13 protein-coding genes are annotated in these 13,091 nt (G+C 53.1%); 1 reads left to right on the forward strand and 12 read right to left on the reverse strand.

Features of this window, described 5'->3' with window-relative positions; translation table 11 throughout:
- Positions 1-60: 60 nt before the first annotated feature.
- The 11 genes from ACKU4E_RS16590 to hmcA form a co-directional block, all read right to left on the reverse strand.
- Positions 61-492, reverse strand: a complete 432-nt coding sequence (locus ACKU4E_RS16590) for an Rrf2 family transcriptional regulator (protein WP_320172191.1) — start codon at positions 490-492, stop codon at positions 61-63.
- Between the two features lie 104 nt (positions 493-596).
- Positions 597-2,552 (reverse strand): response regulator, encoded by a 1,956-nt coding sequence (locus ACKU4E_RS16595; RefSeq protein WP_320172192.1) that lies wholly within the window; start codon positions 2,550-2,552, stop codon positions 597-599.
- 80 nt (positions 2,553-2,632) lie between these two features.
- A complete protein-coding gene (divK, locus tag ACKU4E_RS16600) occupies positions 2,633-2,998 on the reverse strand; it encodes a DVU0259 family response regulator domain-containing protein (protein WP_320172193.1) in 366 nt (121 codons plus the stop codon).
- A 140-nt stretch (positions 2,999-3,138) separates the two neighbouring features.
- Positions 3,139-3,492 (reverse strand): DVU0259 family response regulator domain-containing protein, encoded by a 354-nt coding sequence (gene divK, locus ACKU4E_RS16605; protein WP_320172194.1) that lies wholly within the window; start codon positions 3,490-3,492, stop codon positions 3,139-3,141.
- Between the two features lie 95 nt (positions 3,493-3,587).
- Positions 3,588-4,481 carry a universal stress protein gene (locus tag ACKU4E_RS16610; protein WP_320172195.1) on the reverse strand — a complete coding sequence of 298 codons (894 nt, stop codon included), beginning with the start codon at positions 4,479-4,481 and terminating at the stop codon, positions 3,588-3,590.
- A gap of 61 nt (positions 4,482-4,542) precedes the next feature.
- Positions 4,543-5,931 (reverse strand): sulfate respiration complex iron-sulfur protein HmcF, encoded by a 1,389-nt coding sequence (gene hmcF, locus ACKU4E_RS16615; protein ID WP_320172196.1) that lies wholly within the window; start codon positions 5,929-5,931, stop codon positions 4,543-4,545.
- 35 nt (positions 5,932-5,966) lie between these two features.
- Positions 5,967-6,644 carry a sulfate respiration complex protein HmcE gene (gene hmcE / locus ACKU4E_RS16620; protein WP_320172197.1) on the reverse strand — a complete coding sequence of 226 codons (678 nt, stop codon included), beginning with the start codon at positions 6,642-6,644 and terminating at the stop codon, positions 5,967-5,969.
- A 24-nt stretch (positions 6,645-6,668) separates the two neighbouring features.
- Positions 6,669-6,830, reverse strand: coding sequence for a sulfate respiration complex protein HmcD (gene hmcD / locus ACKU4E_RS16625; protein WP_320172198.1), 162 nt, complete (start codon positions 6,828-6,830; stop codon positions 6,669-6,671).
- Positions 6,831-6,853: 23 nt separating this feature from the next.
- Positions 6,854-8,026 (reverse strand): sulfate respiration complex protein HmcC, encoded by a 1,173-nt coding sequence (gene hmcC / locus ACKU4E_RS16630; protein ID WP_320172199.1) that lies wholly within the window; start codon positions 8,024-8,026, stop codon positions 6,854-6,856.
- Positions 8,026-9,084, reverse strand: coding sequence for a sulfate respiration complex iron-sulfur protein HmcB (gene hmcB, locus ACKU4E_RS16635; RefSeq protein ID WP_320172200.1), 1,059 nt, complete (start codon positions 9,082-9,084; stop codon positions 8,026-8,028). Before hmcB ends, hmcC begins: the two co-directional genes overlap by 1 nt.
- Positions 9,085-9,110: 26 nt before the next feature.
- Positions 9,111-10,757, reverse strand: coding sequence for a sulfate respiration complex hexadecaheme cytochrome HmcA (gene hmcA / locus ACKU4E_RS16640; RefSeq protein WP_320172201.1), 1,647 nt, complete (start codon positions 10,755-10,757; stop codon positions 9,111-9,113).
- Positions 10,758-11,410: 653 nt separating this feature from the next.
- Between hmcA and ACKU4E_RS16645 the strand changes: the two genes are divergently transcribed.
- Entirely contained in the window at positions 11,411-12,112 is a 702-nt protein-coding gene (locus tag ACKU4E_RS16645; RefSeq protein ID WP_320172202.1) for an aspartate/glutamate racemase family protein, read from the forward strand.
- A gap of 82 nt (positions 12,113-12,194) precedes the next feature.
- On the opposite strand, the gene ACKU4E_RS16650 is transcribed toward ACKU4E_RS16645, so the two are convergent.
- Positions 12,195-12,809 carry a LysE family translocator gene (locus ACKU4E_RS16650; protein ID WP_320172203.1) on the reverse strand — a complete coding sequence of 205 codons (615 nt, stop codon included), beginning with the start codon at positions 12,807-12,809 and terminating at the stop codon, positions 12,195-12,197.
- Positions 12,810-13,091: the final 282 nt, after the last annotated feature.

Here is a 13,091-nt window from a genome sequence, read left to right on the forward strand (position 1 = left end):
AATTGATGCGTTTCTATATCCGGGCAGGAATACAGCGCTGGATCAACAGGTGTTCACGAATTAATCCGGGCGGTCCATGGGACAGAGTCGTGCGTCTTTTACAAGGTCTGCGAGGGTATAGGAATCAAGCATCTTATACATGGCCTGATTGGCATCGTCCCAGATGGAGCGCCGCAGACACACCGCCGCCCGCGGACAGGTGGTGACATCGCCGTCGCAGTCCAGGACCGATTCGTCGCCCTCCAGAATGCGGGTGAGTTTTCCAAGAGATATGTCCTCCGGTTCCATTGTCAGAACGTTACCCCCATTGGGTCCGCGTTTGCCTTTAATGTATCCGGCCTCTTTTAATATTTTAAGTATCTTTTCCAGATATTTCAAAGAAATATCTTCGCGACGGGCAGAGTCCTTGCTTGGGACAGGTCCGTGTTTGGAGTGCAGGGCTATGTCCAGCAGCAGCCGGGTTCCGTATCTGGAGCGGGTAGTCAGTTTCATGAATGCGTCTCAGGATTGTTGAGTTATCTGAAAATAATTATGTGACAATGTATCAGGAGACTTAAAATATGGGAAGAAGCAAAGTTCTCCACTGAAAAGGTCTGTTAATTTGCAGTACAGCCCTGCTCTACAATCGGTTTTGCGGTTCCAGTTCTTCTGGGCAGGGTGATGACGAATGATGTACCCTCGCCCGGTTCCGATTCAACCCGAATTTTTCCGCCGTGCTGCTCAATGGTCTGGTTGGAGATGAAAAGACCTATGCCGGTCCCCCTTTTCCCCTTTGACGAAAAGAACAGGGTAAAGATTTTGTCTCTGGTTTCCCGGTCCATGCCCGAACCGTTGTCTCTTATAGTTATTTCAATGTTCCCTGCAACTTCTACTGCCGACATACTGATAGAATATTGTTTACCCGGAATCGGGATATCGCAGGCATCCACGGCATTTTCCAGAAAATTTACGAGTGCCGCGGACATGGAGCTGCTGTCGATCATGATTGTGCCCAGATTGTCCGGGACGGAAACAGTGTATTCTATTCCGGCGGCAGCAGCCTTGGCGTTGACAAGAGCGGCCGTGTCGGAGAGAAATTGCGCCGCCGGTATTTCCTCGACCTCAATCTCACGTGATTTAGCGTAATAGAGTATGTCGAGGACCATCTTTTTGATCCTGCCCACAATGTTCTTGAGTGCTTTGGAGGCTTCTTCCACCCGTTGCGTATCGTTTTTGCGCAGCCCTGATTCCAGGCGGTACATACCTCCGTCCAGTGCGGTGAGCATGCCTTTGACCCCGTGCGACATGGAACCGAGCATGAAACCAAGCGAGGTCAGGTGGTCCTGAAGTCGGCGTATTTCGGTGATATCAGTCGACATTTCCATTACCTGCGTAATTTCGCCGTAGGCATTTCGCAAAGGCGCGGACCAGACCAGCATGTTTTTGCGTTCTCCGCTGCCGGTGCTGACCACGGTTTCCATCTGGTGCGATTCGCCGTCCTTGAAAGTGCGCTGCACCGGGCATTCTTCGCATGGAGCCTCGCGGTGTTTGTAGGCGCTGTGGCAGGCAAGGCCCAGAGGTTCGCCGAAATCTTCCTTGAAGCGGCGGTTCACTTCGGAAATGGTATAATCTCTGTTCTGGACCGAAATGTAGCAGGGGGCTTCATCGAAAAGGCGTTGAAATTTGTATTGTGTTTCAAGGAGTTCATCGCGCAGCCTTTGCAGTTCGGTCATGTCCACGGAGATATCGAGAACCAGTTCTATTTCGCCGTTCTTGTTCGGAATGGGAGCCGTGTAGACCGTGACCGGTATTTCCTCACCGTTTTCCGTAATGAAGGTTTCCTTGCTGCGCTGCCCCTTGCCGGTCTGAAAGGTGAGCTGTACGGGGCAGGCGTTTCCGGGGGAATTGCGGTCGGAGTATATATCGAAACTGTTTTTGCCGACAACGTCGCCGAGGCGTTCCTTGAGCAGTTTGTTGGTGGCGACGATCTCAAGGTAGCGGTTGTGGATCGAGACAAGACAGGGCAGTTCGTTGAACAGGCTGCTTCCGGTTTCTATTTCATCGGCTGCGTTGGAAAGGGCTTCACTCAACCCTTCAACAACCTGACAGGCTGCGTTCTGGCGTTCCAGCTCTACTATGCGTCTGGTCTTTTCTTCCACCAGCCGTTCCAGATTTTCGGTGTATTCGCGCACCTGCTGTTTGAGCTGGATCTTTTCCATTACCCGCTCAAGGGAAATTTCGAGAACTTCATCGTTGACCGGTTTGGTTATGAAATCGGCTGCTTCGAATTTCAGGGATTCAATGGCAAGGTCCATGTCACCGTGCCCGGTGAGCATGATCACTTCCACATGCGGGTAGTCTGATTTAACAGCCTTGAGCAGGTCGATGCCGTCCATGCGCGGCATTTTGATGTCGGTGAGGATTATGTCGGGCTGGAAGGTTTTAAGCAGTTTGAGGGCCGCTTCTCCGTTCTCGGCGGTTTTGACAGTGTAGCCGAAATCCATAAGCGTCAGTCCGAGGAATCGCCTGAGTCCTTCCTCATCGTCAACCAGCATCAATTTCCTGTCACTCATCCTGCACCCCCGGGAAATATGATACGATTTCCGGCCTTAAGTGCCGGAAAAAGGGAAAGGCCACCGACGACCGAATTTAATCAGTCGTCGGTCTCGCCCAGGGCCTTTCGCACAATTTCGATTACTTCCGTGGGATCAAAAGGCTTTTTGATTGTTGCCACAGCCCTCTTGATCGCCATGTGAATACCCGGCAGTCCGCTGATAACGATAACCGGAATATTCGAAAATTCATCTTCAAGAGTCAGTCGGCGGTAAAATCTGGGGCCCCACTCATGAGGCATTTCCAGGTCAAGGGTTATCAGGTCCGGTTTTTCCGCCATGGCCACATCGAAGGCCGAGACCCCGTCGGACGCACGGCATGTCAGGTAACCGTGGTCCTCAAACACACTTACGAGGTAATCAACGATGTACGGATCGTCATCCACAACCATTATTTTTTTTGGCATTTAGTCACCTTTGTAATGATTTTAAGGGTTTATACGCCCTCTGTGGATAGAAGCCTACACCGTACCTCAACATATATTCAAGCTAAAAAAGCCGGGCCGAACGAAGGTTGCCCTCCGCCCGGCCCCGATATGGAATTGCTTTAGCCTATGGTTTCCTTGACTATCCTTATCAGCTCTTCGGCATCGAAGGGCTTGGTAAGGGTGGCTATTGCCTTTGGAATTGCATACTTGTTGGCATTGAGTCCGCTGATCACAATGACCGGTATTCTTTTCAGATCATCGTTCTGGGTCAGTTTGCGATAAAAGCGCGGTCCCCATTCACCGGGCATTTCAAGGTCGAGTGTGATGAGATCGGGGGTTTCCTTTTCTGCGATCTCCACTGCAACCGCTCCGTCTTCAGCCATGACGGTTTCGTATCCGTTGTCGGCAAACAGTTCGCCGAGGTAGGAACGGATATCCTGATCGTCGTCTACAATCATAATCTTCTTGGACATAATAACTCCTCCTGTGAATCTTCATCCTTTACATTCCGGGCAGCGGGTCATCACCGCTGCCGTCGGTGCGGATTTGTTCAGATTCAGTTATCAACCTATACCTTATCAGGCTTGCTGACGCTGACCACCGGACAGTTTGCCCGTAAAATGACCTGTTCGACAGTCGAGCCGATACGTGCTCTTTCCGGATCAAGCTCGTTTGTGTGATGGGCGAGGCATATGAGGTCCACTCCCTTCTCGCGGGCGAGCTTGACAATTTCGACGTAGGGAGTTCCTTCCCATACTTCGATGTCGTAATTCTTGAAATCGCCCATCAGCGGAACGTATGTTTCCCTGATCCGCTTGCGGGCACTGATGAGGTTTTCCTCGATTTCATTCTGGTCCAGAACCTTGCCGCTGATGTCCAGGGCATGGAAGATAGTCAGGTCGCAGTCGAGTTCGCGGGCTGTGGACAGAGCGAATTTGAATGCGCTCTCAGCCTGCTTGGAGAAGTCGGTACCAAAAAGGATGTTGGAGAACCCGCCCCAGTAGGAAGCGGATTCGCGGTGTACGGAAAGGACCGGGCAGCGGGCGGCCTTGGCCACCTTCTGCAGGGTGCTTCCCGGATAGCCCTTGTGGAAGGATCTGTTTTCGCCGGAGCTTGCGGCCATGACGATCAGATCGGTATCCGCCTTACGGGCTTCGCGAAGTATTTCACGGGCGGGTACACCGGTTGCCAGAACGATCTTTGCGTTGTCTGCGCCTTCGAACTGCTTGGCGAAAGTGGTCTTGAGTTCTTCTTCAACCCAGGCCAGATAGTCTGCGTCGACTTCTATTTCCTCACCGGTGCGGACATCGTTGACGACATGGGAGAAAGCCTTGGTGGGCACTCCCGCGACATGGAAGATCGTTACTTCGGATCCGTAGCGCTTCGCCATGTCGAAGGCTACTCGGGCGGCTCCGAAGCTCGCAGGAGAGCCGGTAGTCGCCAAAAGGATTTTCTTGAACATGTGACACCTCGTTCGTTGCGGACAATATCAGATAATCACCGGTCGCAAGCGACCGGTGCCACTACCATTCGACTCGCATGCCTTCGGGAACGTCGAGCATGCCGATAATCAGAGGCTTCAGGAAGGACCAGCGGATGCCGATCTCGTATTCTTCCTCCAGGTCACGGATTGCGTCCCAGCAGTTGTGGCAGGGCGCGATGACCAGTTTACAGCCAGTGGCGAGGATCTGATCCATCTTCTTGCGCAGAGCTACGTTGCGCTGAGGACGGTAAAGGCCGATTCCGTTGAATCCGCCGCCGCCGCCGCAACAGTAGTTGTGCTCTTTGTTGGGTGCCATTTCAACGAAGTAGCCGGGCTCGACAATATAGCTGAGAATTTCCCGTGTTATGGCCTTGAGACCGTGGTTACGCACGTAGTTGCAGGAGTCCTGCAGGGTTACGGGTTCCTTGATTCTCTTGGCGGGGTCGATCTTGAGCTTGCCTTCGCGCAGAGCTTCGGCTAGCCATTCCACGTAGTGGATGTACGGTCTGGGGGGAAGCCCGTCTTCACGGCCGACCCAGTACGGGCCTTCGATAACGGTGGCACGGTGCGCGTGTCCGCATTCGGTGCCGATTACCCGTTTGGGATTGAGCTTATCGATTGCGGAGTAAACGTTGGCGACGTTGTCCTTGCAGCATTCCCAGTCTCCGGCGAACATGGAAAGGGAAGTCTGTTCCCATCCTTCCGAAGGTACGGTCCAGTTTTCACCGGCAACATGGAAGAGGATGGCGGCTTCGGCCACGTCTTCGGGATAGTGCTTGGGCTCGCGGGCGTTGCAGGTGTACATGATGTCTGCATCCTGCTTGTCCACGGGGATGGTCAGGCCGGGCCATTCCTCTTCGGTTTCCTCGGCCATCCATTCACATGTTTCAACCCAGTCTTCGGTGGTAACGTCCATCTGGGCACGGTATACGCGGTGCATGCCGGAACCGATCTTGAGTTCCCAGGGAACAAATCCCTGTGAATAAAGGATTCCGCGCAGGTAGGAGAACATGACGCCCATGTCGATGCCGTGGGGGCAGTACATTCCGCAGCGGTTGCAGCAGGTGCACTGAGACCAGGCTACCTTCATGCAGTGGCGCATGAACTCGTTGGTGACCTTGCCCTTTTTCTTGACCATCTCACCGAGGGTGGACTGGATCTTGTAAGAGGGAACCTGCTCGGGAACGCAGTCGTTTACCTGATAAAGGAAACAGCTGTCGGCGCACATTCCGCAATGGGCGCATATTTCGAGCCAGGTTTTGGTCCTTGATTTAAGTGTCTTCTGGAGTGTGGACCAGAGAAGTTCGGTATCCACATCCAGTTCTTCCATTTCAGCGTAATATTGCTTGCCGCTCTTGTCCGAGAGAGTCAGCTTGAGCTGTTCTTCGGTGTTGATCGGCTGTCTGTTACAAAGCTTACCTTGAGGCATTATGCTTCTCCTCTATGTTGCGAATCGGTTCCCTGTTACCAGGAGAAGGTCGAGCCTTTCATGCCGCCGCGTTTGATACCGTAGTCCATTCCGAGCTGTGCGCGGGAACAGAAGAAGAGCACGCAGTGGCTGAGCTTGGTGAAAGGCAGGCACAGCAACCAGATTTCGCCTGTGATTATGTGGGCCAGCAGCCAGAACTGATAATCTCCTGCCTGGTAACGGGCGATGAGGCCGGTTACGAAAGGCGCAACGGTTATTATCAGCAGAAGGTAGTCGTAGGCTGTGGTGAGAATCCTGACTTCCGGAAGCGCTATACGGCGCAGGATGATGGAAATGCAGGCCACAATCACGGTCCACGAGAGGACATCGGCCAGGAACGCAGGCATCTGCGGCAGGCTGAAGCCCAGATTTTCCTGCAGCATGGTGTTGTGTGCCGCGAGGAAAATCGGAGTTGCGAGCAGTCCGATATGGAATGCGAAGATTATGAAGGTAAGGCCGGGTTTAACTCTCCAGCCGCGGGCACCAACAGGGTTGAGCCAGCTAATTATCGAATTGAACGCACCTTTGAGTCCGTAGGACATGTGGGCACGGTATGCCACGCGGTCGAGCTGCTGGTTGAGGCCCTTGAAATAGAGCACTATGCGTACCAGCAGACCGCCGAAGCTGATGGCGAAAACCAGCCAGAGCACGGGCCCGGTCAGAAGTTCGTACATTGTAGTTTCTCCTCGAGTGTCGGCTTAGTGGTGGTCGCCGTAATCTTTTTTGTTTTCGTCACGGTAGGCCTTTCCGCCCATGAGGAACTGCCAGAACAAAGTGACCCCGACCAGGGCCCCGCCCATGAAAAGGTATACTATCCCTTTGGTGAAAGTGTAGTATTCCTGAAGGTTATGTGCTTCCATCTTTTATCTCCTATATGGGCGGACTAGTGGTCGCCCTTGTAGTCGGGATGCTCGAAGAAGATGGGCATCCTGGTGGTGATGAAACGGAAAATAACTACGCCGAGAGTCACGATGAAAACGGAGATTCCGATTTCCGACATGCTGGGGAAGTACCTTTCCGCAGAGGGAAGATTGTAGTTGAACGCGATCATGGAGACGTTGAACCTGTTGAAGACGATGCCGAGCACGGTGATGATGGCGGCTTTCTTGATCAGGCCAAGGTTCTTGTCACGTACACCCACAGCATAGAGGAAGCAGGGCAGGGCTACGAAACCGAGTATCTCGGTGAGGAACAGCAGGCCGTACCCGGTGGTCAGGTAGTGCCAGTTGTTGCCGTAAGCCACGCCGATCATCTTGATGAAGAAGTAGCCGAAGAGCACCAGGGAGCAGGCCTTGCCGAATCCCAGCACAACACTGTCGTGATGCTTCAGGTATTCCTTGTCCATCATGCGGTGAAGGGACTTGTGGGAGAGAGTTCCTTCAAAGATGACCATGGATAACCCTGCTGCGATACTTGAAACAAAGAAGTAGAGCGGCAGGTATGGCGAGTACCACAGCGGATGCACTTTCGAAGGTGCAATGGTGTAGAGCGCGCCGAGGGAGGACTGGTGCAGTGTGGAAAGAACCACGCCGAAGATGGTCAGGGCCAGGGTCAGTTTCATGACCACGTTCCTGATTTTCTTCCAGCCCAGCCATTCGAATACGGCGGGAGTGAATTCAACAAAGAGTACACTGAGGTAGATCATGACGCACAGACCCACTTCGAAGAGCAGGGAGGTTGTTCCCTGCTGGTAGAAAATGGGGAAGGGCAGTCTCCAGGGACGACCGAGGTCGTAAAGCAGTGCGAATACAACCAGAGCGTAGCCGAGGAAGGCGGTCAGGATCGCCGGGCGGACTGCGGAGTGAAAGCGTTTGAGGCCGAAGATGTAGCATGCTGCCGAGGTGGTGTATCCGCCGGCTGCAAGAGCAACGCCGCAGAGCAGGTCGAACCCGATCCAGATGCCCCAGGGGTTGTTGTCGTCGAGATTGGTTACCGAGCCGATACCCTTGGTGAATCTGATCACGGTGATGACCAGTCCCACCAGGATGATAGCGCCGGCTACCAGATTGAAAGTAGTAAAGGCCGATTTAGGCCCGTTGTTTGCGGGAGCGGACATTAGGATTCCTCCTTCTCGCTGTTTTCGCCCTGGTCGTCTTTGGCGGACAGAGCTTCTTCCACAGCTTTCTTGACCTCGACTTCGATCTGACGCTTGTTGGCTACATCCGCTTTGCGCAGGGCTTCATCGAGGGTCTTTTCTGCCTCTTCACCCGCTTTGGCGAGCGCGGAAGCTACTGCTTCCTTGCGTTCTTCGTCGGCGATTTTGCTGTTGCGTTTGCTTACGGCGTAGATTCCGCCCAGAAGCACGGGCCAGAGACCGGCGACCATGGGAACGGCTGCAAGGGCTCCGGCAGTGAGTTCGGGAGCGGACTTGGTGCCGAGATCTTCACGCAGGCCGATTTCGTTGAAGGGAACGCCGGAAAGGTACATCCAGCTGGTTCCGCCCATTTCGTGTTCACCGTAGAGGTGGTCCACGTAACGGTCGGGGTTGCGGCGGATGCGCTCGCGGGCGATTTTGATGAGTTTGTCCCTTTCGCCGAATACGAGTGCTTCCTTGGGGCATGCTTCGACACAGCCGGGCAGTTTGCCTTCGGCCAGACGCGGAGCACACATGGTGCATTTCATGACTCTGGGAGTCAGAGGTTCATCGTATTCGTATGCCGGAATTTCAAAGGGGCAGGCTACCATGCAGTAACGGCAGCCTACACAGACCGACTCGTCGTATACAACCGCCCCGTTGGGCAGTTTTTTGAATGCCTTGACGAAGCAGGCGGATGCGCATGCCGGTTCAAGACAGTGGTTGCACTGGGTTTTGCGGAAGACCGGATGTTCCGGGCCGCTGTATTTGTTGACCACGGTAAGCGTTTTAGCATCCGTTCTGCGCTTGGTGTCCAGTACGGACAGGTCATCGAATTTTTTCTCGGGTTCCGGAAGCTTGTTGACCGTGTTGCAGGCTGCTTCACACTTGCGGCATCCGATGCAGCGGGTGGCGTCAAAGAGTACACCCTTCATGCCGGGGTAACCTTTGAACTCGTGGCCTGCTGCCTCGGCGCCTGCGGGGAGGGATGCTCCCACGCAGGCTGCGCCCAGCATTCCGAGGAATGTTCTGCGTAACATTTATCTGTTCTCCTTCAGGCTAGCCGTTACTGTTTCTTCGCGTGACATGCGGTGCAGTCGGTCGAAGCAGGCTTCTTCAGGCCCATGTTCTCGTGGCAGCTCATGCACTGTACGTGGTAGGCAGCCTTGAGTCCCGGACGTCCGTCACGAGTCTTGTAGTCTCCGCCGTGACAGCTCGCGCAGCTCGGAGGAGTCGCGCTTGCGGGGCTGTTGTGGTGGCAGCTTCCGCACACGGAAAGAGGTGTGCTGTGGAAGGTGGTGGCCATTTTGTCATCCTTTATCTTGCCGACCATGCTCATGATGATCTTGCGGTGGGGAAGCTTGCTGGCCTTGTACTCGTTTTCAAGGACGTTGATGGTCACGAATTCGGGGATATCCTTTTCGTCCACCAGCTGCGGTGCAGCGGGGCGTTCCAGAATCAGGGACTGCGCGATGGCGGCCTTGGCGGAGGCGTCCATTGCAGCTGTTTCCTTGGATGCCGGTGCCGGACCGTTATGGCAGACCTTGCAGGTATCCTCGGATTTGACGGCATTGCCGGGCATGAGTTCGTGACAGCCTGCGCATTTGGGGTCTTTCTGCTTTACGGCATGGCAGCCCACACAGGATCTGGTGCTGCCAGCCTTGTGCATTGCCTGCTCGAGAGTAACGAAACCGCCTTCCTTGGAACCGCGGACGGTGTGGCAGGTGGAACAGGATTTGTTCATTGTTTCGTGGTGACAGGAAGTGCAGGAGTCAGTGTAATTCTCGTGAGCCTTGTGGTCGAACGAGACGGAAGCCATGGAGGCTTTGACTGATACGTTTTCCTGAATCGGAGCGGTCAGCAGAACTGCGTCGGGTTGTTTTCTGGGCAGGCGGGGCAGTGTGCCGCCCAGCTTTTTCATAAGTGCGGCATCGTCTTCCTTGAGATCCGCGGCCTTTTCCTTGCCGTGACATCCTGCACAGTCAACAGGACCGGTCTTTTCGGCTTTGGCTGCCTTCATTTCAAGGTGACAGGATACGCACTCGCCGTGATAGGCTTCGGATGTGTTCAGCTTCACGTCGCCTTCAGGCTTGGCCGTATGGCAGACACTGCAGTTGTCTTCCTGCCCTTTCACGTATTCAAGCTTCCTGGTGAGCTTGTTGTAAACGTGGTGGCATTTACCGCAGTTTGTGTCTTCGCCCTTGTCTTTTGCGATGAGCTTGGAGCTCCAGTGACGGTAATGGAGCGTGTTGTCCATACCGGCTGGGACCCTGTCAGCGCTGACTTCGGGGTCTGCAACGTGGCAGCTGCGGCATTCTCCGACCTTGGGGCCGGTCTTCTTGCCTTCCGCGGCCTGGGCCGTGTGGCAGCTGATGCATCCGTTGTGGTAAATTTCTTTAAGCTGTTCGGGTGTGCCGTCCTGGAGTCTGTTATACTTGTAGGACATAGCACCGTCTTTCTTCTGGTGGCAGGCAGTACAGTCTTTGCCCTGCTCGGCCACCGCCTTGGAGTGTGCCTCGTGGAGAAACACAACAGCGGGCATTTCCGGTTTTTCCTGAGCGGCGATGGTGTCGATCATGATCAGATCTGGACGCTTGTTGCCGTTCTCCTGGGGGGTTCCGACCATGCTCAGCGCCTCCATGTGGAAGCAGAGCACCCCTGCCAGGACAATCAGGATACCGGACAATCGTAATAATTTTTTTCCGTTTGCCATGATATCGATCCCCTCTCAATGCAATTGGACTCTAAGCCTTATGCTTAGGACCTTTGTTGCCCCGTTCAGTGTCAGCCCGGTTGATCTTTGCGGCTTAATCCTCCATGGAAAACCGCCTGAAACAGATAAACGGGGCACACCGATCCGACGCGCCTCATTCCCCATTTGTCAAGGAGGTATTAATACCTCCCCTTTGGATGGGTTTTTATACCTGCTCGATAGGTATGTTATTAATCAAGGTCACGTCAAGAGGTGTTTTGCAAAAAATGTAATGACTCAAAAAGATGGTTTTCATACCGGTTTCGTCTGGTTTGCAGATAGTTTGTTATGTAAAACTGTGAGCGATAAAATTCGAAAATAATTATTTATTTTTTATGCAGACTTGATTCTGCTGGTTTTTATAATTAAAATTGAGTAATGTTTTTAATCTCTTCTTAAATAGTGTGGATTTTCGCGTAGCCGGATGAGATCATTGCTTTTTGCGGAATGGTAATTTTGCCGAAAAACTGTGCGGTTTTATTTTTTTGAAGTACTTTTTTTTCGATATTCAAATCTGTACTCTATTTAAAATGAAATATTGTTTATTTAACAGTACAGTTTGTTCTGGTATCAGAGGGCGAATATGACTTTTAATAATGATCGGAGGTAATGAAATGAGAACTCTCGGAATAATCGGCGGGATGAGTTGGGAATCTACGGTAACGTATTACAGGCTGCTGAACGAAGGTGTAAGAAATATCGCAGGAGGGCTGCACTCCTGCCCCATGGTCATGCACAGTGTTGATTTCGGGCCGTTTGCGGAAAAGATGGAAGTAAACGACTGGGAAGGTATTGCCGAAGGGCTGGAGAAGGCTGCAAAAAGCGTTGCCGGCGGCGGTGCGGATGCACTGATCATCGCCACAAATACCATGCATAAGGAAGCGGACAGGGTTCGGAGCGCGGTTGATATTCCGCTGCTGCACATGGCCGATGCCATTGCCATGGCCGCAGGGAAAATCGGTGCAAAAAAACTAGGACTCCTTGGGACCGCGTTCACAATGGAACAGGATTTCCTTTCCCGGCCGTTGCGTGAAAAACACGGGCTGGAAGTGATTGTCCCGCCTGCGGAAGAGCGTTCATTCGTGCACCGGACCATTTTTGACGAACTCTGCTGCGGAAAGATCGTAGACCGTACCAAAGCGGAGTATATCGGGATTATCGAACAGCTTGCCGCACAAGGGGTGGATGCGGTTGTTCTGGGATGCACGGAAATCGGTCTGCTGGTCGGGAAGGATGATGTTTCCGTTCCGCTGATTGATTCCGTTCAGGCCCATGTTGACCTTGCGCTGGATTACGTCTTCGGCAAAATCGATTAAGGCGCATCCGGCGTTCGGATGTCCCGTTTTTGTAGACATGCAATCAGGCTCCCGGCGAGAGTCCCATCCAGCTTGTATCTGATTATTCTGTTGCCACGGCGACACCGGAACCGAGGAGGACTGAACCGGCGCAACGGTTTGCAATTTTCCAGACTTTCGGACTGCGGATGACTTTGCGACCGCGACTGCCTATCCAGGCATACGTAAGCAGGGTTGTCAGCGCTGTGGTAATGATGGTGCATACCAGCATTACAAGGTCTGTGGCGCTCATGCTTTTCAGGTTCACAAATCCGGGCAGGAATCCGCAGTAGAACGCTATCAGCTTGGGGTTGCCTAGGGACAGACAAAGGGCTGCGAAAAATGTTTTGACCAGCCCTTTCGTTTTGGGGAGTTCCGCCTTTTCTTCCGGCGGCGGCGAGGCAAACCAGCACTTTACGCCCAGATAAATCAGATACGCGGCGCCTATCCATTTGAGAACCATAAAACCCATACCAAGTTTATGGGCAACCAGACTCATCCCGAAAATAGCCATGAGCAGGTATATCAGGTCGCCGACTATGATGCCGACCGTCCAGAAGGCCGCGAACCTGAATCCTTTTGAAACCGACTGGGCGATAATCGACATTATTCCGGGGCCGGGGATGGCGGAGAAAACGAAAACCGCAAAAACAAGGGCTATGGTGGAAGTCAAAGTCATCTTATATTTCCTTACAGCAGTAATTGTACTGATGGTTTCTGTTTTTCTCTCAGATTTATCAGGAAAACACCAGAGCCGCGTGGGTAGGAAAAACGGGATTATGCGAAGAGGCAGCAACCTTTTGGCCGGATTACCTGTCTCATCGGCCGGTTGCCGATAACTGGGAAACCCCTGCAACCGGTAGACTGCAGGGGATTCATGGCGGCAGGTAAGGGACTTACAGCCTATGCGGTGTTTGCAGGATAACTGCTTTTATCCCGCAAACACCATTAATTATTTACG

The organism is Maridesulfovibrio sp., assembly GCF_963677005.1.
In the GTDB taxonomy this organism is placed as follows: Bacteria; Desulfobacterota; Desulfovibrionia; order Desulfovibrionales; family Desulfovibrionaceae; genus Maridesulfovibrio.